General features: G+C 43.8%; 17 protein-coding genes. 13 read left to right on the top strand and 4 right to left on the bottom strand.

Features of this window, described 5'->3' with window-relative positions; all coding sequences use genetic code 11:
• The first annotated feature begins 138 nt into the window (after positions 1-138).
• The 8 genes from IAQ59_RS05160 to IAQ59_RS05125 all read left to right on the top strand — a co-directional run bounded on the left by IAQ59_RS05160 (position 139) and on the right by IAQ59_RS05125 (position 8,424).
• Positions 139-1,491 carry a TolC family protein gene (locus IAQ59_RS05160; protein WP_209329712.1) on the top strand — a complete coding sequence of 451 codons (1,353 nt, stop codon included), beginning with the start codon at positions 139-141 and terminating at the stop codon, positions 1,489-1,491.
• Positions 1,488-2,546: an efflux RND transporter periplasmic adaptor subunit gene (locus tag IAQ59_RS05155; protein WP_245189442.1), complete on the top strand. Its 1,059-nt coding sequence runs from the start codon at positions 1,488-1,490 to the stop codon at positions 2,544-2,546. The genes IAQ59_RS05160 and IAQ59_RS05155 overlap by 4 nt, the downstream gene beginning before the upstream one ends.
• Positions 2,543-5,590, top strand: coding sequence for an efflux RND transporter permease subunit (locus IAQ59_RS05150; protein ID WP_209329711.1), 3,048 nt, complete (start codon positions 2,543-2,545; stop codon positions 5,588-5,590). Before IAQ59_RS05155 ends, IAQ59_RS05150 begins: the two co-directional genes overlap by 4 nt.
• Before the next feature lie 11 nt (positions 5,591-5,601).
• Positions 5,602-6,381 (top strand): SDR family NAD(P)-dependent oxidoreductase, encoded by a 780-nt coding sequence (locus IAQ59_RS05145; RefSeq protein WP_209329710.1) that lies wholly within the window; start codon positions 5,602-5,604, stop codon positions 6,379-6,381.
• 5 nt (positions 6,382-6,386) lie between these two features.
• Entirely contained in the window at positions 6,387-7,181 is a 795-nt protein-coding gene (locus IAQ59_RS05140) for a hypothetical protein (RefSeq protein ID WP_245189441.1), read from the top strand.
• A gap of 153 nt (positions 7,182-7,334) precedes the next feature.
• Positions 7,335-7,580: a cyclic nucleotide-binding domain-containing protein gene (locus IAQ59_RS05135; protein WP_245189440.1), complete on the top strand. Its 246-nt coding sequence runs from the start codon at positions 7,335-7,337 to the stop codon at positions 7,578-7,580.
• Positions 7,581-7,629: 49 nt separating this feature from the next.
• A complete protein-coding gene (locus IAQ59_RS05130) occupies positions 7,630-7,902 on the top strand; it encodes an SRPBCC domain-containing protein (RefSeq protein ID WP_209329708.1) in 273 nt (90 codons plus the stop codon).
• A 282-nt stretch (positions 7,903-8,184) separates the two neighbouring features.
• Positions 8,185-8,424, top strand: a complete 240-nt coding sequence (locus IAQ59_RS05125) for a (4Fe-4S)-binding protein (protein WP_209329707.1) — start codon at positions 8,185-8,187, stop codon at positions 8,422-8,424.
• A gap of 247 nt (positions 8,425-8,671) precedes the next feature.
• On the opposite strand, the gene IAQ59_RS05120 is transcribed toward IAQ59_RS05125, so the two are convergent.
• Positions 8,672-10,537, bottom strand: coding sequence for a monovalent cation:proton antiporter-2 (CPA2) family protein (locus IAQ59_RS05120; protein ID WP_209329706.1), 1,866 nt, complete (start codon positions 10,535-10,537; stop codon positions 8,672-8,674).
• Positions 10,507-11,136: an NAD(P)H-dependent oxidoreductase gene (locus IAQ59_RS05115; RefSeq protein WP_209329705.1), complete on the bottom strand. Its 630-nt coding sequence runs from the start codon at positions 11,134-11,136 to the stop codon at positions 10,507-10,509. The genes IAQ59_RS05120 and IAQ59_RS05115 overlap by 31 nt, the downstream gene beginning before the upstream one ends.
• An 800-nt stretch (positions 11,137-11,936) precedes the next feature.
• Between IAQ59_RS05115 and IAQ59_RS05110 the strand changes: the two genes are divergently transcribed.
• Positions 11,937-12,401, top strand: a complete 465-nt coding sequence (locus tag IAQ59_RS05110; protein WP_209329704.1) for a hypothetical protein — start codon at positions 11,937-11,939, stop codon at positions 12,399-12,401.
• Positions 12,402-12,479: 78 nt separating this feature from the next.
• On the opposite strand, the gene IAQ59_RS05105 is transcribed toward IAQ59_RS05110, so the two are convergent.
• Entirely contained in the window at positions 12,480-14,348 is a 1,869-nt protein-coding gene (locus tag IAQ59_RS05105) for a sialidase/neuraminidase family protein (protein WP_209329703.1), read from the bottom strand.
• Positions 14,349-14,359: 11 nt separating this feature from the next.
• On the bottom strand, positions 14,360-15,454 hold the full coding sequence (locus IAQ59_RS05100; RefSeq protein WP_209329702.1) for an acyltransferase family protein: 1,095 nt from the start codon (positions 15,452-15,454) through the stop codon (positions 14,360-14,362).
• Positions 15,455-15,531: 77 nt separating this feature from the next.
• On the opposite strand from IAQ59_RS05100, the gene IAQ59_RS05095 reads away from it, so the two are divergent.
• The 4 genes from IAQ59_RS05095 to IAQ59_RS05080 all read left to right on the top strand — a co-directional run bounded on the left by IAQ59_RS05095 (position 15,532) and on the right by IAQ59_RS05080 (position 24,202).
• Positions 15,532-18,129 carry a family 20 glycosylhydrolase gene (locus IAQ59_RS05095; RefSeq protein WP_209329701.1) on the top strand — a complete coding sequence of 866 codons (2,598 nt, stop codon included), beginning with the start codon at positions 15,532-15,534 and terminating at the stop codon, positions 18,127-18,129.
• A gap of 525 nt (positions 18,130-18,654) precedes the next feature.
• Complete coding sequence (locus IAQ59_RS05090) at positions 18,655-19,182, top strand: RNA polymerase sigma factor (RefSeq protein WP_209329700.1); 528 nt, start codon at positions 18,655-18,657, stop codon at positions 19,180-19,182.
• 312 nt (positions 19,183-19,494) lie between these two features.
• Positions 19,495-22,713: a SusC/RagA family TonB-linked outer membrane protein gene (locus IAQ59_RS05085; protein ID WP_209329699.1), complete on the top strand. Its 3,219-nt coding sequence runs from the start codon at positions 19,495-19,497 to the stop codon at positions 22,711-22,713.
• A 19-nt stretch (positions 22,714-22,732) separates the two neighbouring features.
• On the top strand, positions 22,733-24,202 hold the full coding sequence (locus IAQ59_RS05080) for a RagB/SusD family nutrient uptake outer membrane protein (RefSeq protein WP_209329698.1): 1,470 nt from the start codon (positions 22,733-22,735) through the stop codon (positions 24,200-24,202).
• Positions 24,203-24,286 lie beyond the last annotated feature (84 nt).

Genomic DNA, 24,286 nt, shown 5'->3' with positions numbered 1-24,286 from the left:
AAATTGTTTTAATGCCCATTTTGAAAATAGATAGTCATACGTTAAACTGAGGAGGAATTTATTGGGAGGTCAGTTGCTTGAGTTTAAAAAAATTTATCAGGTAAATGAACAATGTTCAATTTAAATACATAGGTCATTTTGAGAAAAATACTATTATTCGTGTTGGCGACTGGGATGCTAGAAGTATCCAATGCCCAAAGTGTTCTTGAAAGCTATATTCAGGAAGGCCTAGCGTCTAATCAGCAGGTGCAAGGGAGGATACTTGATTTTGATAAAAGTATTTTAGTCTTATCAGAAGCTCGAAGTTTATTTTTTCCAAGAGTGAGCGTTGAGACAGATTACTTTTTGGCAGGAGGGGGTAGAACGGTAGATTTTCCTGCGGGTGATCTGCTCAACCCCATTTATGGTACTTTGAATCAACTAACCGAAAGCCAAACGTTTCCTATGCTTGATAATCAGCGGATACTTTTGAATCCCAATAATTTTTATGACGTGCGGTTAAGAACCGCCTTACCAATATTTCAAGCAGAACTCTTATACCATAAAAGAATTCAGTCAGATTTAGCGGACTTTGCAGCTTTTGAATTGCTTATTTATAAAAGGGAGTTGGTAAAGGAAATCAAAATTGCCTATTACAACTACCTCAAAACCGTTGAGGCCGTACGCATTATCCAGACAGCTTTGCAGCTTGCAGAAGAAAGCAAACGCATCAACGAGGCTTTGTTTAAAAACGAAATGGTTAATAACACCATTGTAGTAAGGGCATCCCATGAAGTAATCCGATTTCAAAATGAACTGGAAGCGGCTTTCCAGCAATCAGATAATGCAAACGTTTATTTCAATTTCCTACTAAACCGGGATTTAAACGAGCAGATCCTTGAAACCCAGCAAACCTTGCCTTTCCATGAGACATTAATTGATCATAATTCCTTTTTGCAACGAGAAGAACTGCAACAGTTGATTGTATCTGCCACTGTAGATAAACACAAGCTGGATCTATCCAGAGCCTACTTGCTACCGCAAATTTCTGCATTCATGGATCTTGGATCACAGGGCTTTGATTGGGAATACAACAATCAGACCCGCTATTATTTTTTCGGTCTTTCTACCCGATGGAACATTTTTTCCGGTGGGCAAAATCGAATTCAGGTACAAAAAGCCAAAGTAGACCAAGCAAAAACCGCTTTAGTTATTGATCAGGTTTCTAAGCAGCTAAATATGGCTTTGATCGTGAGCCAAAATAATTTTAAAGCATCCTATAGCCAGTATTTGGGAAATGTTAGCCAAGCTAAAAGTGCTAAAAGAACCTATGAGGATTCCAGGAAACTGTATGCATCGGGGCAGATCCTTTTTATAGAATTATTGGACGCCCAAAATCAATTCATTACTGCTCAACTCCAGGAGAATATTTCCCTTTTTGATTGTCATATCAATATAGCGGAAATCGAGCGTGCCAGTGCTTCCTTCAATCTAAACACTCAAGGATTATGAAAACTTTAAAAACTGGGACCCTAGTCGTGCTTACTAGCTTTATTGCTTTTGCATGTTCTTCCTCAGCCCAACGTTCGGAAATAGAGGAAGGGTATGATGCCATATCCGTAACCTTGTTCACTTTAGAAGAAACTACAGAGGAAACCCATGTCACCGGTACAGGACTACTTAGCAGTATCAACGACGTTAAATATGCTTTTAAAATCGGGGGTGTAATTGACAGAATATTTGTTGAAGAAGGTCAGTCTTTTCCAAAAGGGAAATTGATTGCTCAATTGTTATTGACTGAAATCGATGCAGGCCATCTGCAGGCACAATTGGCCGTCGATAAGGCCTCAAGGGATTACCAACGTGTTCAGAATTTGTTTGCGGACAGTGTGGCCACACTAGAACAATTGCAAAACTCGAAAACAGTGCTGGAGCTTTCCGAACAGCAACTATCCACCGTAGCTTTCAACAAAAAATATGCATGTATCTATGCGGACAAGCCCGGATTTGTGGTGAAAAAAATGGCCAATGAAGGCGAGGTCATTGCCGGGGGAGCTCCTGTGTTGGCATGCAGTGAAAATGGGAACGACAGCTGGGAATTGAAAATAGGTCTCTCGGACAAAGAGTGGGCAAAGGTATCCATGGGAAACAAAGCCAAGGTGAGGCTGGAGGCATTTCCAGATAGCTGGTGGGAGGGAGAAGTTTTTAGGAAATCAGGTGCCGCAGACATGGGAACTGGTTCTTTTCAGGTAGAGCTCAAATTGGAAAACTTGACTGAATCTCCCGCGATAGGGATGTTTGGAAAAGCCATTATCCAAACAGGATTGCAACAGAAGTCCAAATTAATCCCTTATGAAGCGCTGATCGAAGCAGATGGAAAAAAGGCTTTTGTCTTTGTACCAATGGGTACCAATCGGGTCAAGAAACAACCCGTGTTGATAGAGAGCTTTGCCGACAAAGGCGTCAGCATCAGCGAAGGCCTGGAGGGGGTAAGCGAAATCGTCTTGGGGAACTCTGCTTTTCTAAATGAGTTTTCTACGATTCAATTCATAAAGCAACAACCATGAACCTCACAGATTTTTCAGTGAAAAACTACCAGTTTACCCTAGTGATGTTTGTAATGGTGGCAGTCATTGGAGTAGTGACCTTGCTGACCATGCCCAGGGCAGAGGACCCGCAAATCAATCCACCTACCTACCCAATCGTAGTGGTTTATCCTGGTACCAATCCACAGGATATGGAGGAGTTGGTGGTGAAACCTATCGAAAACAAAATCTATGAACTAGAGAACATTGATAAAATTGTAACAGCTATTGAAAATGGGCTGGCGGTGATCCGGGTAGAATTTAAGTATGGGGTTAATGTGGATGACAAGTATCAGGAAGTAGTGCGGGAAATAAATGCGCTGCGCAATGACCTGCCAGAAGATATATTGTCCTTTGAAATCCGAAAAGTAGATCCCAGCGATGTGAATATTCTTCAAGTGGCCTTGGTCAGTGAAAATGCCTCCTACAGACAGCTTAAGAAGCAGGCTGAAGACCTTCAGGATCAGCTGGAAAGAGTAGTCGATCTCAAAAAAGTAAAAATATCGGGAGTACCTGATGAAGAAGTTCGGATTGATCTAAAACTGGATAGGATTGCAGCATTTCAGATTCCCCTCAATGTGGTTCTGGGCAGTATCCAAAGCGAAGCTGTCAATATTCCTGGTGGAAGTGTTACCGCTGGTAACAAGACCTTCAATGTAAAAACCAGTGGGAAGTTTACTAGCCTTGAGGAAATTGAAAATACAGTGGTGAGTACTGCCGATGGTAAAATCATTTTATTGAAGGAGGTTGCTGAGGTTGATTTTAAGTATGAAGATGAAAAACACATCACCCGATTAAATGGTAGACGAGCTGTTTTGGTAAGTGCCGCTCAAAAAACTGGAAGTAATATAGCCAGTACCCAAGCCAAATATGAACCTATCATTTTGGAATTTGAAAGTAGTTTACCCGATAATATTAAGCTGTATAAGCATTTTGACCAGGCTGAGAATGTTTCCAGACGTTTATCCGGTTTGGGACTTGACTTTTTGATTGCCATTGTGCTGGTATTGTTTACGCTATCGCCTTTGGGTATTCGTGCCTCTTTGGTGGTGATGTTGGCCATCCCGCTATCCTTAGCCTTAGGTTTGGTTGGCCTAAACGCTTTCGGTATTTCACTGAATCAGCTGAGTATTGTGGGGCTAGTGGTTTCACTTGGTCTGCTGGTAGATGACAGTATTGTTGTAGTGGAGAATATCGAGCGTTGGTTGAGAGATGGGTTTACCAGAAAGGAAGCAGCCATCAAAGCCACCAAGCAGATCACCTTACCAGTCATTGCAACGACTGCAACATTGATTATTGCCTTCCTTCCGATGGTCTTTTTACCTGGAGGGCCTGGAGATTTTGTCCGGGGGTTGCCACTTGCTGTGATCTGCAGTGTACTGGCTTCTACGGTAGTATCCCTGACCATAGTACCCTTTATTTCCAGCAGATTTTTGAAGGAATATGAAAATCCAGAGGGAAATATTTTTCTCCGTACGTTGAAAAAAGTAATCGGAGCCACTTATGCAAAAGTGATGAAAGTGTCTTTGAATAACCCTGTGAAAACGCTCGCAATTTCGTTCTTATTATTTGGGGTATCCTTGTTGCTTTTCCCTGTAATCGGTTTTAAACTCTTTCCTACCTCAGAAAAACCCATCTTTTTGGTCAATGTAAAAATGCCTTTACAAACCAGCTTGCATGAAGGCAATAGAATTACCAGAATGGTGGAAGATAGCTTGAAGCGAAATGAATTGATCCGGTACTTTTCAACCAATGTGGGAAAAGGGAATCCGCAGATTTATTACAATGTGCCCCAGCAGGAGGAAAAATTTGACTTTGCCCAAATCTTCATTCAAATGGATCCTGATGCCAAACCCGTGCTCAAAAACAAATTGATCAATCAGCTTAGGAATCAGTTTGCCGTTTTTCCTTATGCCAAAATAGAAGTTCAGGATTTTGAGCAGGGACCACCAATCGAGGCACCAATTTCCATTCGGGTGTTTGGAGAAAATCTCGACAGTCTGCGCAAGTTGTCCTTTGAAGTGGAAAGGATTTTAGCCGCTAGCGGTGGGGCACTTTATATTAACAATGAATTGAATACCCTCAAAACAGATTTAAAAATCACTATCAACAAGGAAAAGGCCAGAACCTTGGGGGTGTTCACAGTAGATATTGACAGAACGGTTCGCCTGGCTGTGGCAGGACTCACCATGGGGACTTATACCGATGAAATTGGAGATGATTTTGATATTGTTGTCACTTCCCCAAAAGGAAAATACAGAGAGTTGGATGCCTTGGGAGATCTGTTTGTCAATAATGTCCAAGGAGCAGCTATTCCACTCAAGCAGTTGGCAGGCTTGGATTTTGAAACTTCACCCACAACCATCAACCACTTCAATAAAAACCGCTTTGTAAAAGTCACCTCTTCTACCCGCAAAGGAGTATTGGCCAATGATGTTTTGGCTGAAGTGGTTCCGCAATTGGATGCCATGGAAATGCCTGCCGGGTACTATTATAAACTATCCGGAGAAACTGAAAGCGAAGATGATGCCTTCGGAGGTGGTTTTATCACTGTGATATTGCTGACAGTTTTCCTCTTCGTGGCTGTGTTGATATTGCAATTTAAGACTTTCAAGGGGCTTTTGATTGTACTATCAGTAATTCCATTGGGAGTTATCGGAGGTGTCAGTCTTCTTTGGATTACAGGCAATCCCATGTCTTTTATCGCCATCATAGGATTTATTGGCTTAGCAGGGATAGAAGTAAAAAATTCCATACTGTTGGTTGATTTCACCAATCAATTGCGCAAAGAAGGAGTGGATTTACAGACTGCGATCGAGCAGGCTGGCGAACTGCGATTCTTACCCGTTGTACTAACTTCTTTAACTGCTATTGGAGGACTTTTGCCCCTTGCTCTCAACCCTAATCCACAAATATCACCGTTGGCAATCGTCCTGGTTGGAGGGCTGATCAGTTCCACCATCCTTTCGAGGATTGTGACGCCCGTGATGTACAAGTTAATTCCACCAAAAATCGAATCACTTTAAACACTATACAAATGAAGGAATACATTTTAATCACAGGAGCTTCCTCTGGCATAGGCTATGAAATGGCTCAACTATTGGCTGCTAAAAATTTCAACCTGATTTTGGTGGCAAGAAAGGTACATGTTCTGCAAAAGATGCAGATGGAATTATCTGCTAAATACAAAAATGAGGTCAAGTATTTTCAAGTTGATCTTTCCGATATAGAAGCTACCCAAGAACTTTACAATATTATCAAAGTCCAAGAGCTACAGGTAAGTCACTTGGTCAACAATGCAGGCTTTGGGGACTATGGGAGTTTTCTTGAAACTTCTTTGGAGAAGGAATTGAACATGATAAGCCTTAATATCAGTAGCCTGATGATACTTACCAAGCTTTTTGCTCAGGATATGGCTGTACGAAAATCAGGTAGAATCATGAATGTAGCATCACTGTTGTCCTTTATACCTTTTCCTTATTGCTTAGTCTATTCTGCTTCCAAGGCGTTTGTTTTGGCCTTCTCAGAAACTGTTGCAGCAGAACTTGAAGATTCAGGAGTTATAGTTACGACTTTATGTCCAGGGACTGTTGAAACTCCCTTTCATACTCCAGAGATGAGGAAAACTAATGCCATGAGCTCAAACATGCCTGTTCCAGCAAAGGATGTAGCAGAAGCAGGTGTAAAATTATTGCTTTCTGGAAAGGGAAAGAAGGTTGTTGGTTTTAATAATTGGTTTATCTCCAATTTACCAAGGGTGACACCATCTGCTATCATGATGAAGATCAAGAAAAATCTGGCCAGTCCAAAATTATAATGATTATGCTTGACTTTGTTTATGAATTGAAGGAAAGGAATGCAGCGCTCTTTTATTTTGGGCTCTTGTGTTTGCTGCTCTCTTTGGTCTTTTTGGTGATGACCAGGATTTCCAATGTGCAGGTTTATCAGGTCAATGCCTGGTTTAAACCTTTCAAGTTTGCCTTTTCCACGTTTCTGTTTGTTTGGGCCATGGCTTGGTATTGTTTCTACCTGACTGATTTTAACATAAGTATTTTCAATTGGTCGGTTATCCTTTTTTTGGGATTTGAAATAGGCTACATCGCCTTGATGGCGGGACAGGGCAAGATATCCCATTACAATGTTAGCACCCCGTTTTACTCCATAATGTTTTCCCTTATGGCATTGGCTGCCACGTTGGTTACTATTTACACCGCATATGTGGGCTTACGATTTTTTGCAGGTTCATTTCCGGCTCTACCAAGCTATTACCTCTGGGGAATCCGATTGGGGATAGTGATTTTTGCGATTTTCTCTTTTCAGGGTTTCTTGATGGGAGGACGCATGAGTCATACCGTTGGCCTGAGCAATGATAATTCCAACTTGTTTATTGTCGGTTGGAGTAGATTGGTGGGGGATCTGAGGATTGCCCACTTTATCGGCATGCATGCCTTGCAGGTATTACCCATCTTGGCATTTTATGTATTGAAGAACACCAAGCTGACGCTTGTAGTGGGTTTACTCTATGCGGCTTTGGCAACGTTTACCTTGTATCAGGCACTTCAGGGAAGACCTCTTATTCCTGAGTCTAAGTCGAAAATTTATACTACAAAAATTTAAACCATATATAAGAAATATAAGGACATAGAAGAAAAAGAATAAATATTTATATATTACCATTTATTTTGTATGGTTCCAAGTCTATTTTATCATTAATAAAAAGGACCAAAGCTTATTTATTTACTTTGTTTTTGAGAAATAAAATGATTAGCAATGACTTTACTAGACCACTACATCCAAGATTATTTCGGTGTCCTTAAGCAAGTAGACTTGAAGGCTGTAACGGAGAGATTTCATGAGGGAAAGCTTCAAAAAGGGGAGTATTTTCTAAAGCAAGGTCAGGAATCAAATAACATGAGTTTTATCAAAACGGGTTTGATTAGGATTTTCGCAAATGAAGATGGAAAAGAAATCACTCTGAATGGAACCCCTTCATTAGGTCCATTACAGGTGACGTAGCGGAAGGAGAAAAATTAAAGTATTGCTAGGGCCTCAAGGTGATAAACCAATGATTTTCAAGCCAAAGGTTTTGGCTTTTAGGCAAGCTCAGGAATTCCGATGGTTAGGCCACATGCTCATTCCAGGCATATTTGATGGGGAACATTTCTTTGAGCTATTGGAAAATGTAGATGGTAGCACTACCTTTATACACGGAGAGCTGTTCAAGGGCATACTTGTTGGAATGATGGCTAAAAAGTTGGATACTGATATCATGCAAGGTTTTGAAGAAATGAACGTGGCGTTGAAGAAGCAGGTTGTGGCATTGGCTAACGCTGCATGAAAGGTATGCAAGGGGACAATAGCCAAAATGGAAAATTCAACATTTTTACCGAATAAACGGAGCAGCGGTAGTGCCCAATGCCTTGGCGGGACATGATGTTATCATCATCGATGACATTGTTTTAGACGAATCTTTGAAAGGTAAAGGTGTTGGGTAAAGCACACGCTTACTATTGATTTTGCTAGAAGTCGGAAATTGAAGGTGATATAGCTTGCACCTTTTGCCAATAGTATATTTAAGAAAATTCCTGAGAATAGCAATGTTCTATAAAATCCAACTAGTATGAATCCCAAAGATGTAAAAAAGGAGTACAGCAATGGTGAAATCACGATTGTATGGCAATCAGCGAAGTGTATCCATTCTGGCAACTGTGTGAAAAACAGCCCTAATGTATTTCAGCCAAAAACCCAACCTTGGATTAAGCCGGAGGCAGCTCCTACAGAGGAACTTATAGAGACGATCAATAAGTGTCCGTCCGGTGCTTTGTCCTATTATTACAATGAGACGCTTCCTGATCGGTAAATTGATTGGTTGGTCCTGCTGAAACCTTCAATGGTGCACGTCTAGAAAGCTGTGCGATGGATTGTAGCTTACGACCACTACAAAATGCGTACTTTATGCCTTCCAAACGGCGGGGGGTGAAAAAGCGCGCAACCATATGAAGTGTTTTGTAAGACATGGGTAATTCTTATTGGCCATTTCTCCATTCTTTTGTGGACATTCAATTCTTATTTACGCGTCAAAAGTAATTGTTTCCGGAGCTGGTGGTCTAGTCTGTTCGTTTTTTATTGTCCCAGGCATGGTCTGATAATCTCAAATCAAATAACTTATCCGCATTTAGCAGCCTTTCCTGGTTCTCAATTTCTTTACGCGCTTGCAATATATAGCCTTCTTTTTCTTTGCGGGTTTTTGCTAGTTTGGACAATGCCTCTTCATCGTATTTGATAAATGAAAGTGCTTTTCGTGTGGCAGTATATTTTCTATAACCCAATCTTTCCAGTACATCTACACCCATTTGAACAGATGTGTGTAATGATTCGCGATAGACATGTTTAACGGATTTTTCCAACAACTCATAAGCGTCAGACCTGTTTTTTGACCGCATATACAATTCAACGTGGGGGAAATGTTGATGTAATATATCTACGAGCTCATTGTTCTTTTCGGGGGAATCAAGTGCCGAAATAAATATTTTTGCCTCTGCAATCCCCGCTTTTTCTAAGAGATCGACTCTTGTGGCATCTCCATAATAAACTTTGAACCCCATCTTTCTTAGAAACGCGACTCTATTGCTGTCATGATCCAAAATCGTGGCTGAGACGCCATTCGCTCTTAGAAATCTCCCTAAGGTGTTGCCAAAATGTCCAAATCCCGCAATGATCACCGGGTTATGAATATCTATATGATCTTCCTTTTTGGATTTTTGTGCTTCTTTGACCCCAAATTTCGGGGAAATGAGTTTCTCATGTAGGAATAGGAATATGGGTGAAAACAACATGGATAACGTGACACCTGCTACCAAAAAATCCACCATTTCTTTGGCTATCAATTGGTAAGAACTAATGGACGCAACCAATACGAATGCAAACTCACCCATTTGGCAGAGCAGTAATGCCAAAAGAATCAGCTGATCGAATTTTTGTTTGAATAATTTGCCTACCAACAAAAGAGCCCCTGCTTTAATGGCCATAATGGCACCGACAAATAGTAAGATAGAAGTCGTTTCGTTAAAAATCAGATCGAAATTCACAGTAGATCCAACAGCTGTGAAAAACAATCCCAATAAAATACCCTTAAAAGGATCTATATCGCTCTCCAATTCATGTCTAAACTCGCTGTTTGCCAGCATAACTCCAGCCAAAAAGGTGCCTAATGCAGCACTTATTCCAATTTGCTCCATAAGCCATGCTACGCCAATAACGATAAATAAGGCAGAAGTGGTAAATAACTCCCGCATACGCGCTTTGGCTATCCAATGAAGAGCGGGGTTTATTGCATATTTACCGGCCAATAGAATAAACGTAACAACTCCAATGATCACCAAAGTGGTCATTGGGGCACTAAGTCCATCTACCCAAGTTTCATGGGCGGATACCGAAGTAACCTCAGGAATATTGGTGGCGAGCAATGGGATCAAGGCAAGAATTGGAATGACAGCTATGTCTTGGAACAATAGTATTGAAAATGAAGATTTACCAGCGGCTGCATTGCCAAGATTCTTTTCTTTGAGGGTTTGTAGGACAATAGCAGTAGATGACATGGCCATTGTCAAGGCCAAAGCCAAACTGCTTTGCCATGAAAGGTTCAGTCCAATGTAAAAAACAAGGAAAATGGGAATGCTGCTTGAGATCATTTGTCCCGAACCCATACCAACGATCGATTTTCTCATTTTCCAAAAAGAAGCTGGATTCAATTCCAAGCCAATGACAAAAAGCATCATCACAACTCCGAATTCAGCGGCATGCATGATGTCCTCACCTTCCTTACCAATCCAACCCAATACATAAGGGCCAATGAATATACCGCCCAAAAGATATCCCAGTACACTTCCGATCCCTAGTCGTTTGGCTATTGGCACGGTCAAAAGTGAAACCCCTAAAAATATCAGGGCGTTTTGAAGAATGTCTCCTTCCATCGTTCCGTATTAAGGTGATTTAAATAATCAATATTTAAAAGTTTGTGAGCATCTACATCGGGGTGTTTTACAAGGGTTAGAATCTCTTTGAGTTTCCCTCCGTAGGCAATTAAATCAGATTCAAGTTGTCGGGATGCTGATGGTATAATAAAAGGAGGTAAGTAAAGCATCTGACATAAGTATACTGTTTGATTAAATGGCGCCAATAATTCCCGAAAAGTGAATCTGTTTCGGCCATTCTTCTGATATATTTCAAAATCACCACCTGCGGTAATTACCTGCAAAACCCACTTGTTTTTAAGTTTGTTGCCATTAGGACCATATGCCCATCCGATTTCCAATACCAAATCTATCCACTGCTTCATTAATGGAGGACAGGAGTACCAGTAAAATGGATGCATCCAAACCATGACATCATGAGCTTCAAGGTCTCGTTTTTCAAGGTCGACATCAATATTGAAGTCCGGATAGAGTTCATACAAATCTTTTACCGTTACATCTTTTAGGTTTGATATTTCCTGTAATAGGATGCTGTTCGCTTTGCTATCTTCAAACCTGGGATGAAAGAATAATAGTAAGATTCGTTTTGGCGCTGTCATACGTTGGCGGATCCATGTTCACGGGCCAAGATAATCAATTTTAAAGGCTGTTGTGTGCATGGTCTTAAATTTCATTTGAATTTAATTTTGTCGTAATTCACTGACAATAAATATTTTGAATTTTCGCTCCGGTTTAGTTATTGTCTGCTGAGTGCCATTTCGGCCCATGAACTTTCTTTACTAGTTCATTACCGTAATGAATACGCTTCTAGCCAATTTTTTTTTCAGTAAAAAAGGCTAGTTTGCGCAGTTGACGAGCGTCTCATTTGATTCAATAGTGCGAACAAGCGTTTAGGTTAATTGAAAAGGGCTATTTCAATGTATATGCAAAAGACTAAAAAAGTTTTGCTTCTGGTTCTCCTTTTCCTTTGTTTTTTGGGAACACTGCTTCCGTTGACAAGTGGATTTCAAGAGAAACCAGGCTATCGGATTTTCTTTATCAGTTCACTTGTCATTGGTTACGCTATCATTTTTTACCAAATCAAATTCTACAGGTCTAGGCCTTAGTGGCATATGACTGTAACCAGAATGAGGCCTTTCTGCTGAGCAATCTTGAACAAAAAGAAGGGTTGAAGCTCGGTATAAGGCCATAGCAGCAGTGTATTACACGAGACAAATTGAGTTTAACACGTTAATGGAGCGAATCAAACGTGTTCTGTTTGCGCTTAACCATTAAAACCTAGCATCTCCTAGTTGTTTTCTGGATAGTATCAGGGCATTGTAATAGTTCGAAAAAAATAAATCCAGTCAGACCCAACCCTAGTCGCCGTTTTGCAGTTTAAATGTGCAACTTTGCATTTATGAACCTAACAGCATCAACGGATACCAAAACCCAATTGCGTAACCATGCATTGGCGCAACTCACGGATACCCTTAATGATATTTTAAAACAATTGGGTGAACTGAGGGAAGCCTCTGATGGAGAGGAAAAAAACCCAGCGGGAGACAAGTACGAGTCCGGCAGGGAGTCTATTCACCAAAGTCAAACGCTGTTAGATAAGCAATACGCCAGCCTCACTCAGATGCAGCGGCAACTCAAGGAGGTGCCGGTGCAGCCGGTTGCTACGGTACAAGATGGTGCCTTGCTTAGGTTGCCCATAGGCAATATATGGGTGTCTGTACCAGTTGGCAAAGTCGAATTCGACGGCGATGTCTACCAGTTGGTCTCCAAAGATTCTCCTTTGGTGGAAGCACTTTGGGGGATGAAAGCAGGAGACAGCGTTGATTTCCGGGGCCGTAAGGTGACCTTGCAGGAAGTCAAATAAACAACTGCCTCTTTCCTGTCCAATGCTAGGCTCCGTATTATTATGTGGGAAATCAGTCCTTTTCAGCAGCTAGGCACGTTACTTCTTGATGGTGACCTCGTCGATCAAAAAGGTACCCAATGTTTCTTTGTCGTCAGCACCAGGTAGGGGCGGTTCCGGATCCTCGTTGGGTGTTTTCCGGTTTGGCAGGTCTCTGTAAGGTCCTGTTCGGAATGAAAGCCGCTCAACAGACTTAACGCCCTCGGCCAATGGTGCGTTTTCCACTACCATCTCGCCGTCTATTTCTAGGCTGTAGCTGCCAAAAAAGCCTGCATGTACGATCATTCGGACGTTGTGCCATTTTCCTTTTTGGTAGTTTTTCAAGGTCTTCTCGGAGTACCCGTCCACAGCGGTCCACTTACCAGCTTCATTCATGCTGATCCTTACCGGTCGGTTGCCAAATTGATCTACTACGTCTATCTCCAGCATGCCTTGGTTTTCCACCGGGGCGAACACCTGAAACCGTATGTCGGCAGTGGTGCTTTCTTCAAATATTCGGATCGCTCTTGCGTAATCATAGGGGTCTTCATCCCTCAGTTCCAGAGAAAGGCCGTCTTTTAAAGGGCTTTGCACTAAATTTACCGGGGCCCATTGAGGCGCATAAATGTTCCATTCCGGTACCGCTCCTCCTAGGGCAAGCCGGTCAAAATTGTCTGAAACACTACCCCTTACGGTATGCCTTATCGGCACCGGTACCCGGCTTACCCACATGTCCTCCTTATTCATGGAGTAGGTCAGCCACATGTCCTCACCGGGAGGATTTCCGTTGCCCGGCACGATGCCCCGCACGTAGCAGGGGCCAAAATCCTTCCATCTGCCAAAATAACGCCTGGGAGGTACCTCTCCCTGCACAAGCACCATGTCATCAAAGATGACCCCGTCGTCTGAGGAAACGGTGATAAGTGGATACCTGTATTCATCCAGATCGATTGGATTATAGACCATTGCGTAGCGGTTATCGGCTGTTTTTTGTCCCCATACTTTCCCGCCTGCCATGGTAAGGGTAGGTACTTTTACCGATTTGGAAAAGCTCTTCCCACCGTCGAAGGAAAGAGCGGTATGCGACCGCTTCCATAGTCCAACGATATTTCCGTCTTTCCGCTCAAAAAAGGAAAATGCCGATCCGCCGTACTCATCTCCGTCGTAGAAGCCATCCAGCCCCCTGTCTTCATCCCGCCATTGCAGGGTGATCAGGCGGTCTTTTAGCAGTGCCTCGCATGCTTCTATAAAGCCCTTGTCCGTAGAACGGGTATAAAACGGATAGCGGGTATTGGTTTCGTTCCACTGGGTGTGGGTGCTGTAACGAATGAAGTAAATGGGGCCAAAGCTGCCATCTTTGTGGATTTCCCGCACTACCCTTCCGATGCCGCCTTCCTCAAAGGGTTCTTCGGCATGGGCGTAAAATGCGAGCGTGAGTAGTCTACCGTTAGGAGCCACGTAAAACCCCATGCGCTGATGCATCATGTAGCCGTCGTAGCCTTCCGGTATTTCTACACCCTCCGGAGCCTCATAGGGAGGGAAAATTACTTGAGGTTTATTCCAATTTCTGCCGTCCGGAGAACGCACCAATAGCGTCTGCCCCGGAGCGATGTGTTCATCGACGGGGTTGCTCAGGTACTGCTGGTAGAAGTGTCCTTCCCAGTAAGCCAGACTCGAGGCGTGGTTATAAGTCCAGCCAAATCCCTCTGCCAATTCCGGTTTGCTGCGGTTTACCCGTAGTGTCTGCCTGCTTTCCACCCCCACTGCATACCTCAACCGGCCTTCGTGGAGGGCTGGGTCTATAGTTACGCCGCCTACATACCTAACCGGTTCGTGTATGCTCCCGGTCTGTGAATTACCCCACAAAGGAGCGCCAACGCAGATCAATATGAAAGCGGCTTTTAGGCTTGATTGGAATGTTTCGAGCATGGATTGGTAGGTTACAGCTTGATGAAGATGTTTCGTTTGAACAGCAAATAGGCAGGTATAAAATTGATGGATACGAATAAGATGGCATAGAGCATACTGGCCAGTTTGATGGATAGGCCTATAGCAGTGGCGCCCGATAAAAATTGATTGTTCAGTCCGCCGAGAACCTGCTCATTGTAAAATACCAAGGAGAGGACATCTGCCAGAACATATACGGTGATGGCGTTTGCTCCGAAGATAATTCCAACGGAGGTACCTCGTTGCTTGCCTAGGATATCCACCAAAAAATAGGTGGCCCCCAATACGATAAAGCCTGCACCGCCGGTTACTAAGGTGAATGGGCTGGTCCAAAGGTGCTTATTGATAGGAAATACTTGAGCCCACAGCAGGCCAAGCAGGACAATGGGCACCCCGATAGCCATGAGGTAGTTCGCTTTTTCCTGGGGGGTTTTGGTGCCTAGCAACAGGTGCCCGGCGAGCATGCCCAAAATTCCCGTCACGATGGCCGGTAGGGTGCTGAAAAACCCTTCCGGATCCCAAGTGCCCTCCCACATTTTGCCCGGTAGGATGTAGGTATCCATCCATGCGGCGAGGTTTATTCCGGGTTCCATCATGGCTTTTTCATAGCCCGGGGTTGGGATCAGCGTCATGGCCAGCCAATAGAAAACCAATATACCGGCCCCCAAATAGGCCTGGGTTTTCCAGTTCGTATTTAAAAATAAAAATGCACAGGCCATAAAAACAATGGCTATTCGCTGCAACACCCCTGCTATCCGCATATCCGAAAAATCAAAGTGGGGAATTAGGTTAAGTATTAGGCCGACCACAAAGATCTTTATTGTCCTAATAACGATTTTGCGATATAGATCCCCTTTGGGGGCGTTGGTTTGAAGTCGTTTTGTATAGGCGAACGCGATGGAGACGCCGACAATAAATAGAAAAAACGGGTAAATAAAATCGGTCACGGTGATACCGTTCCACGAAGCGTGAAGTAAGGGGGCATATACATGATCCCAAGTGCCGGGGTAGTTGACCAAAATCATTGCCGCAATGGTGAATCCCCTCATGGCATCGAGGGAAATCAAGCGGGCATGCTGTGTTGTCATAGGATAATTTCTTGAGTTTGGATAGTCGTTTTAATACTAGGTATCGTATTATTAAGGCTATTTAAACATACCGATTTATGCGTAAAAAACTCAACGTTTTCTGTTTATTCCTTCCTTTGGTTTTTTTCTATGCCTGCGGCGGGAATCCCTCTTGGGAAGGGGATTTGCAGGATATAAAGATCAAGTGGGAGCTAGTAAGTAATTTTTTGGAAGAGAGCGGCCAATTTGAAGCGAAGTTCGTCTTTCACAACGAAGGGAGCCGGGATTTGGGGAGCAATGGATGGAAGCTGTTTTTTAATATGTCGCCTCGTAGGATTCTGCCTTATCCCGATGAATCCATTGCCAAAATTTCGCATATAAATGGAGACTGGTACGAGGTCAGTCCGGGGCCGGATTTTGAACTTCCCGCAGGTGGCAGCCTATCCTTTACCTATCGGGGAGTAGAAGGGGTGATCAAAGAGTCGGATGCGCCTATGGGGTTGTACTTTGTGTTTTATGATGGGCAGGGCCAAGAGATGGAGATACTGCCATTTGACCAATTTACCGTATCGCCGTTTTACCGGAATGAGCAGTTGCTGCGTGGACACATGGATAGGGAGGATCCGGCTTCGGCCCAGCAGCGTTTTGTAGAAAACGAGAACCTGACGCTATTAAATAAGGAGGATCTGCATCCGATTTTGCCCACTCCTTTTCAATTGCAATACAAGCCCGGTGTTTTTAGCCTTACCGAAGAAACCGGGATCTACTATGCAGATGGACTGGAATTAGAGGCGAGCTATTTGCAGGATAAACTAAGGGAGATTACCGGTGTTTTATTGAAAATGGAGGCTGGTTCCTTGACAGAAGGAGGCATCTATATGGGGTTGGGAGAGATCGTAGTGGATGGCAAAAAGGAAGAGGCCTATGAATTGGATATTGCTGAAAAACATATACGGATTCAGGGTTCGGATGCCTCTGGGGTATTTTATGGTGTGCAGAGTTTATTGGCATGGTTGGGTCCGGAGGTTTTTTTAGGGCGAAAATTGCCTTTGGACTTAAGGCAGGCGAAGGTGATGGATGCGCCCCGTTTCTCATTTCGAAGCCTTCATTTGGATGTAAGCCGAAATTTTCAGAGCAAGGAAACCATTTTGCGCATGTTGGATCTAATGGCACATTACAAGCTTAATCATTTTCTCTTTTACACTACCGAGGACGAAGGATGGAGATTGGAAATCGAAGGATTGCCTGAGTTGACCGAGGTGGGTGCGCAACGACACCATGTGGCGGATATGCATGATCCGGCCTTGCATCCCGCGTATGGTTCAGGGCCTTTTGCGTATGCGGAGGGAAAGCATGGCAGTGGCTATTACACCAAGGCGGATTTTGTTGAAATCTTAAAGTATGCCAAAGAACGGCATATAACCGTTATCCCAGAGCTGAACTTTCCGGGACATGCTCGGGCGGCGATCAAATCCATGGAGGCCAGATATGAAAAATATATGGCGCTGGGAGATGAAGAAGCAGCAAACGAATACCGCCTTATTGATCCGGATGACCGTTCCGAATATTTGTCTGCGCAATCTTTTAAAGACAATACGGTTTCGGTTGCGAGGGAATCTACCTATCGTTTTTACGAAAAGGTCATGGATGAGATAGCCCGAATGTACGAGCAGGCAGGCCTAAAACTGACCAAAATCCATGCTGGTGGGGACGAGGTGCCCGAGGGTGCTTGGACAAAGTCGCCAATGGCTGCCGAGTTACTCCGGCAACTGCCCGATATAGATGATCCAAAAAACCTGCAAGCCTATTTTTTTAGGGAGTTACTAAAGCGGTTGGAAAAATTGGATGTGGAAGTGCACGTATGGGAGGAGATGGCCCTCAAGAAACAGCCTGACGGAAGTTATGTCCCCAATCCGGAGTTTGTGGGCAAACGGGTGATACCTTATATATGGAACAACATGTTTGATTACCCCGATATGGGCTATCAGCTAGCCAATGCAGGCTATGAAGTGGTCTTGTGCAATGTTTCCAATTTTTACTTTGACCTTGCCTATTCCAATGATCCCAAAGAGCCCGGTCTTTACTGGGCGGGGTTTGTGGATACCAAAAATGCGTGGACTTTTGCCCCCTTCGATTGGTTCAAGACCACCTTTCAGACCTCATTTGGCGAAAAACTGAATATGGAGGTCGCGGGAGCGGAAATGGTCAAGATCAAGCCTGAGGCTAGAAAGAATATCATCGGACTGGAGGCGCAATTATGGAGCGAGACGATCAAGGGAAGGGATATGGTGGAATATTACACCGTGCCTAAGATTATTGGCTATGCAGAAAGCGCCTGGGCGAGGGAACGAGATTGGGAGACTATTGAGCAGGAAGGGACTAGAAATGCACAGATAGCCGCGGGCTGGAATGTATTTGCCAATACGGTTGCGCGCAGGGAGTTTCCGAAGTTGTCTTCATGGAACGAGGGGTATGAGCTTCGAATCGCCCCCCCCGGTGCCAAGTTGGAAAATGGCATGCTTTACGCAAACGTGGATTTTCCAGGGCTAGCCATTCGGTATACAACCGACGGATCAGAACCGACTCCTACTTCTGCATTGTATACGGTTCCCGTTTCGGTGCAGGGAGGGGTTAAGCTCAAGGTATTTGATGCATCGGGAAATGCCAGTAGGTCGGTAACGCTCAGCAATGAATAGTTGCTTCCCGTAAAGAAGTCCCGAAGTTTATAATATTTCGGGACTTTTTTAGTGGAAGCAAGTAGGGATGGGATTGTTTGGGAATGGCATAGTTGCAATCGGTTGCGCCAAATTTATTTGATGTATTTTTTAAAACATTTTAATTTTTGATCGAAAATCAGGTGTTTATTTGGCAAGGTTCATTTTTCTGGGAGTTTTTTCGGTTAACAAAAAAATAACAAAATGCCGTGATTTTCACCTTTGTTAAAAAACCTAGTCTATTTTTAACAATAATGTAATTTAGGGTTCATTTTGTCTCGAATTTTTTAATTTATCAACTTCTTTTTGAGGTGTTTTTTGTAAGCTATTCATTTTCAAAGGGTAGCAAATCGGGTGTTTACGTGAAATGAAGATTAATATTCGTGATTTGCGCAGATTATATTTCCCAAAAATGGGATATTCATGAAATAATTAGCTAGTCGACCTCCAAGGCTGATTCGCAAATGAAAGTGGTAATTGAAAAGCGCACGATTTAATCTTTAACTTATGGAACAACCTGACAAAGCACTATTGGAAGATTTTCGAATGGGTAGCAACCGTGCCTTCGAAAAGATTTATCAATATTATCGAATGCCCGTGATTCGGTTCAGCGTCTCCATTATTAAGGATGAACAGGAGGCAGAAAATATTTACCACGAGGTATTCATGAAAATCCTTAAAAAGCGGAAAAATATCAAGCCGGAGCTGAATTTCAATTCCTACGTTTTTACCGCGGTCAAGAACGAAATTTTTGATTATTTAAAAGCGTTAAACAGGAATAATTGCCTGAAGGAACGTTTTTGGGAAAGGCTTCAACACGAGGAGGATGGTTGTGACCAGGCAAAGGAGGAAAATCTGACAAAGTTGGAAAGTATCATCAAGAACCTCTCTCCTAAACGGAGGCAGATTTTGGAGATGAATTACTTTGAGAAAAAGTCCTATAACGAAATCGCGGATATCCTGATGATTTCAAAAAATACGGTCAAAAATCAGCTGGTGAAGGCGAAATTTATTCTAAGAAAAGAAATGGAATAGTTGGTCGGAGGGAAATCCTCCGCATTTTAAGTTCTGATGAGATGCCCATACACGGCGGGTAGTTTAACATAGACGTTTACATCTGCATCAAACTTGCTAGATAGCATACGTTAATTCCTTGATCTTTTTACCACCTATACCGGCCCGTCCGGTTTTTTTGTGTTACGAGGTGCTTTTTACCGATTTTAAATTTGGCGATAAAACTTACGGTAAGATTGTATTGATATCATAAAATAAAGTAGAAGCCTTTGGGAAGGGTCTGCAATAACTTTGGTAGGATAAATGAAAAATCCAAATTTAAATCATTTTCCTATGAAGAAATCTGTACGTTTTCCAATTATTTGGGAAAAATGCATCTTACTGATGTTCTGCATATTGCTGTCCCAATTGGCTCATGCGCAGACAGGCAGTGTGGTACGTGGCACTGTTACAGACAGTGATGGGGAGTCTATCCCGGGCGTAAATGTTTTGGTGAAAGGAACCTCTGTTGGTACCATTACAGACATTGATGGAGGGTATACAATCAATGTGCCTCAGAATTCCAGCACATTGGTATTTTCGTTTATTGGATACCGTACCGTGGAGGAGGTACTTGGTGGACGGAGCCAGATAAATGTTCGCTTGGAGTCCGCCCTCTCGGACATGGAAGAAGTCGTGGTGATTGGATTTGGTGAGCAGTCCCGGGAGGTTTTGACGACGGCTGTCACAAAAGTCGATAGCAAAGCCTTACAAGCCGTTCCTTATCCCAATGCTGCTTCTGCGTTGCAGGGGACCGTTTCGGGTGTCAGGGTTCAGAGTACTTCCGGTCAACCCGGTGCAGCTCCTAGAGTAATCGTAAGAGGCGGTACTTCCATCAATAATCCAAATGGAGCGTCGCCGCTTTTTATCATAGATGGAGTAATCCGGCCCGATATGAACGATATTTCGGCAGATGATATTGAGAACATGCAGGTACTCAAGGATGCTGCTGCCACTTCGATTTACGGAGCTAGGGCATCAAATGGGGTCGTGATCATCACAACAAAATCCGGCAAGGCCGGACAGACCCGTGTAAACTACCGATACGACCTGACATTTTCTGAGCCTGGAAAGCTCTATGAAATGGCAAATGCCCGGCAATACTTGACCGCGTATCGCTTAGGCCATATCCGTCCGGATAAATTTCCCGATGAGACGATCAGATTGACGCTTCCCAATGGCTTTGGTACCGGAAATGATTTATCAAACAACACGGCGTTTACTACACAGTACCTGACACCGGAAAACGAACACAAACTTAACGAAGGATGGGAAAGCATGCCGGATCCGGTAGATCCTTCCCGAACCCTCATTTTTCAGGACAATGATATCCAATCGCTTATTTATCAGACTGGTGTTTCCCAAAATCACCATGTCAGTGTGCAAGGTGGTACGGACAAAGCAACCTTTAACGCCGGCCTTGGCTACCTTAGCAACGAAGGAACGGTTATTACCACCCAATACGATCGATTGACCTTCAACCTAAACGGGGACATCCAAGTTAAAGATAACCTGAGTATATATGGCAGGGTTTTGTATACCTATAACACCACGAATACTACAGGGCAGTCAACAGCAGTAACCTTTTACCGTTCGGCAGGACTCGCGCCAACTACTAAGATTTATTTTGAAGATGGGACACTTGCGCCTGGTACTGCGGCAAATATTGGCAATCCGTTGTATTTTCTAAATAACCGGGTGGCTGAAAGTACCGGTGAAAAATCCACCTATACCGTCGGGGCAAAATGGGATATTCTTCCTGGATTGTCTTTTGATCCCCAATTGTCGATGTATAACATCAATAACAACTCCTACAGCTTTCAACCGGGATTCCTGAATGGCCCATTGAATTTCGTGGATACCCGTGTGGCAAATGCCTCAACCTATCAGTGGAGACAGCGGCAGGCAGACTTGGTGTTATCCTACGGAAAAACGTTTGGGGTTTCCCATAATTTAGATGCCAAATTAGGGTTTGCTTATTTTGATAGGAATATCAATTCCATGAGTGCTGCCGGAAGAGGAGCTTCGACCGACCTGATTCCCACCCTGAATGCTTCGAGTGAGCCCACTTCGGTAAACAGCTCTATTACCGATCAGGTGATTTTGGGGTATTTTGGACGGGTAAACTATGATTTTGACCAAAAGTACCTTTTTTCCCTTAACATGCGCTATGACGGTGCATCGAACTTGGGCGCAGCCAATAAATGGGGTTTTTTTCCCGGAATATCTGCCGGATGGAACCTACATCGAGAGGATTTTTGGCAAAATGCAATCCCCGAGAATCTGTTGAAGATGAAGCTTAGGCTCAGTTACGGGGAAAATGGAAACATTGGTGGTTTAGGAGACTTTTCTGCACAGGGGGCTTATGGCGTAGGAGCCAGGTACGCAGGTCTTCCGGCTATCCAAAACACCATCATTCCCAATCCCGATTTGCAGTGGGAGCAATCCCGAACCGTCAATTTAGGTACTGATTTTAGCCTCTTTGACAATCGACTTAGTTTCATAGTGGATGTTTACCGGAGAGTGACTGATAACCTTATTACTAGTTTGCCACTACCTCAGTCTACGGGCTTTGCCAGCGTACAGACAAATTTGGGAAGCCTCGAAAATACCGGATTTGAAATGGAGCTCTCAGCCCAGGTACTACCCCGGAATTCTCGGGTACAGTGGAACTTGGGTTTTAACGCATCAAAAGTAAGGAACAAAATACTTCGATTGCCTCCCAATGGCGTGGAGCGCAACAGAGTGGGCGGTGTGTTGGTATGGGATCCGGGAGTACAGGATTATGTGTGGAAAGGAGGCCTACAGGAAGGGGGCCGCTTGGGAGAAATGTATAGCAGACAGCAAATCGGAATTTATCCCACCGATGAAGCTGCGGCAAATGCGCCGACCGATATGTGGATCGTGTCTTCCAACCGAACCAAATATGGAGGGGATACCGAGTGGTTAGATCTTGATGGAAACGGTGTCATTGACAGCCGGGATCAGACGTATATGGGGCAGGAGTTTCCTGTATGGACTGGAGGGATCTCGAATAATATTTCGTACAAAAATTTTAATCTCTATGTACGCATGGACTATACGACGGGCCATACCATCTTTAACTGGGCCAAGATGTTTATTGATACCAATTTATTTGGTGACAATAACATGACGGTTGATAAATATGAGAATTCGTGGAAAGAACAGGGAGACGTGGCAGAGTATTCACGCTTCTACTGGGGTGGAGAACGGGTACAACGAAATAATTTCAATGGCACGGCAACTACCGGTAATTCGGTGTTTTTTGAATCGGGAGATTTTCTATGCGTCAGAGAACTGACGTTGAGTTACGCTGTTCCCATGGAGATAGTAAAGAAGCTCCGTTTAAATGGAGTCCGGTTTAATTTCACCGGGAACAATCTTCATTATTTCACTGCCTACAAAGGGTTGAACCCCGAGGAAGGCGGAAGGGATGACGGACGGTATGCAGTTCCTAAAAATTACAACTTTGGAGTTAATGTGACATTCTAATTTCAAAAGAAACGAAGCCATGAAGAATCTAAAAATACTAGCCGTTTCAACGCTGCTTTTGCTTGCAGGGTCCTGTACCGAAACGCTGAATGTGGATCCAACCAGTGTGATCACGACCAATAATTTTTGGCGTACGGAAAACGACGCCAATGGAGCCCTGATGGGCATGTACGTGGAGCTAAGGAATTTATCCCAAGGCTTACATCAACTTGGCGAACACCGCAGCGAAGTGATGACTCCCGGTTTGTTTGGCGAGGGGGTATTTATTCTGCACCGCAATGAAATGAATGCCGACACGCCCGGTCATCCTGACTGGAGTGGATTTTACCGTGCTATCAACACGGCAAATCTTATTCTTAAAAACGTACCAAATGTTACTTTTGCCTCGGAAGCCCGAAAGAACAGCGTGCTGGCCCAGGCCTATGCGATGAGAGCTTTTCTGTATTTCACCATGACCAAAACCTGGGGAGATTTGATCATTCGGACAGAACCCACGGAGGGTTTTGGGGCCGAGGTTACCCTCCGGGAGCGGGAGTCCCAAGCGGAGGTGTTTGCGCTCATAAAACAGGATTTGGAGCAAGCCTTGCAGCTGTTTCCGGACAATTCCTTTTCCAACGGCAGGGCGGTATGGTCCAAAGCAGCCACCAATGCATTGAAAGGGGATGTGTATCTGTGGACGGCAAAGCGCAGTGGAGGCGGTACGGCCGATTTAAATACCGCATTGGCAGCGCTGAATGAGGTAGATCAAGCAGATGTCGCCTTATTGGAGGATTTTTCGGATGTTTTTGACTTTGAAAATAAGGGTAATAAGGAAATTTTAATGTCAATTCGGCACCAGGATCTAGAGCCAGGTAACTATCTGTGGTTTATGTGGATCATCGGTGCAGCGGCACCAAGCAATATTGATCAGGAAACCAGGGATAAAATATTTCCCATCGGAGGTGGACAGGGACTGATGGTGATGGACGAGCGGGTAAGGAGTCAGTTTACCGAAGATGATACCCGTAGGGCGTCCACTTTTTTTGAGATCGAAACCATTGAGCAAGACGGATCTCGAACGTATTTGACCAATATTCAGCAGAAGTTTCAGGGCACCATCATTGGTGGCAATCGGGTATTCTTGAGTGACCCCATTCTCTACAGGTATGCAGATGTATTGCTGATGCGTGCGGAGGCCAAGAATGCCCTTGGGCAGGATCCATCACAAGAGATCAACCTGGTGAGAGAACGGGCTTACGGCGAAAATTTCGATGCGTATCGATTTGTGTCCGGCAGTCAAGAAGCGAATGATGCCGCCATTCTAAAGGAACGACTATTGGAGTTGGTTTTGGAGGGGAAGCGATGGTGGGATCTGCTGAGGTTTGACAAGGCGTTTGAATTGGTACCTGCTTTGCAGAACAGGGTTGGACAAAACCACTTGCTTTTGTTTCCAATCGCTAATACCGTGCTCAGCCAAGAACCCCTTGTGCAGCAAAACCCCGGATATTGATCAATCCTTTGTAGTTACTGCCGGAATGTAAGCCGGCGTTTCGCAGTATTTGATCGAGCATACATTTGTTCTAAGCAGCGTTTA

Origin of the sequence: Lunatimonas salinarum (assembly GCF_017811155.1) — a bacterium.
GTDB classification, from domain to species: Bacteria; Bacteroidota; Bacteroidia; order Cytophagales; family Cyclobacteriaceae; genus Lunatimonas; species Lunatimonas salinarum.
The sequence above is the reverse complement of the archived record's forward strand: the minus strand, read 5'-3'. Positions and strand labels throughout refer to the sequence as shown.

Bases quoted from the DNA above. Each gene is read 5' to 3' on its own strand.
- IAQ59_RS05090 (WP_209329700.1), top strand. From the start codon at position 18,655: ATGGAACAACCTGACAAAGCACTATTGGAAGATTTTCGAATGGGTAGC.
- IAQ59_RS05145 (WP_209329710.1), top strand. From the start codon at position 5,602: ATGAAGGAATACATTTTAATCACAGGAGCTTCCTCTGGCATAGGCTAT.
- IAQ59_RS05135 (WP_245189440.1), top strand. From the start codon at position 7,335: ATGACTTTACTAGACCACTACATCCAAGATTATTTCGGTGTCCTTAAG.
- IAQ59_RS05080 (WP_209329698.1), top strand. From the start codon at position 22,733: ATGAAGAATCTAAAAATACTAGCCGTTTCAACGCTGCTTTTGCTTGCA.
- IAQ59_RS05095 (WP_209329701.1), top strand. From the start codon at position 15,532: ATGCGTAAAAAACTCAACGTTTTCTGTTTATTCCTTCCTTTGGTTTTT.
- IAQ59_RS05125 (WP_209329707.1), top strand. From the start codon at position 8,185: ATGAATCCCAAAGATGTAAAAAAGGAGTACAGCAATGGTGAAATCACG.
- IAQ59_RS05155 (WP_245189442.1), top strand. From the start codon at position 1,488: ATGAAAACTTTAAAAACTGGGACCCTAGTCGTGCTTACTAGCTTTATT.
- IAQ59_RS05150 (WP_209329711.1), top strand. From the start codon at position 2,543: ATGAACCTCACAGATTTTTCAGTGAAAAACTACCAGTTTACCCTAGTG.
- IAQ59_RS05130 (WP_209329708.1), top strand. From the start codon at position 7,630: ATGATTTTCAAGCCAAAGGTTTTGGCTTTTAGGCAAGCTCAGGAATTC.
- IAQ59_RS05100 (WP_209329702.1), bottom strand. From the start codon at position 15,454: ATGACAACACAGCATGCCCGCTTGATTTCCCTCGATGCCATGAGGGGA.
- IAQ59_RS05115 (WP_209329705.1), bottom strand. From the start codon at position 11,136: ATGACAGCGCCAAAACGAATCTTACTATTATTCTTTCATCCCAGGTTT.
- IAQ59_RS05120 (WP_209329706.1), bottom strand. From the start codon at position 10,537: ATGGAAGGAGACATTCTTCAAAACGCCCTGATATTTTTAGGGGTTTCA.
- IAQ59_RS05105 (WP_209329703.1), bottom strand. From the start codon at position 14,348: ATGCTCGAAACATTCCAATCAAGCCTAAAAGCCGCTTTCATATTGATC.
- IAQ59_RS05110 (WP_209329704.1), top strand. From the start codon at position 11,937: ATGAACCTAACAGCATCAACGGATACCAAAACCCAATTGCGTAACCAT.
- IAQ59_RS05085 (WP_209329699.1), top strand. From the start codon at position 19,495: ATGAAGAAATCTGTACGTTTTCCAATTATTTGGGAAAAATGCATCTTA.
- IAQ59_RS05140 (WP_245189441.1), top strand. From the start codon at position 6,387: ATGCTTGACTTTGTTTATGAATTGAAGGAAAGGAATGCAGCGCTCTTT.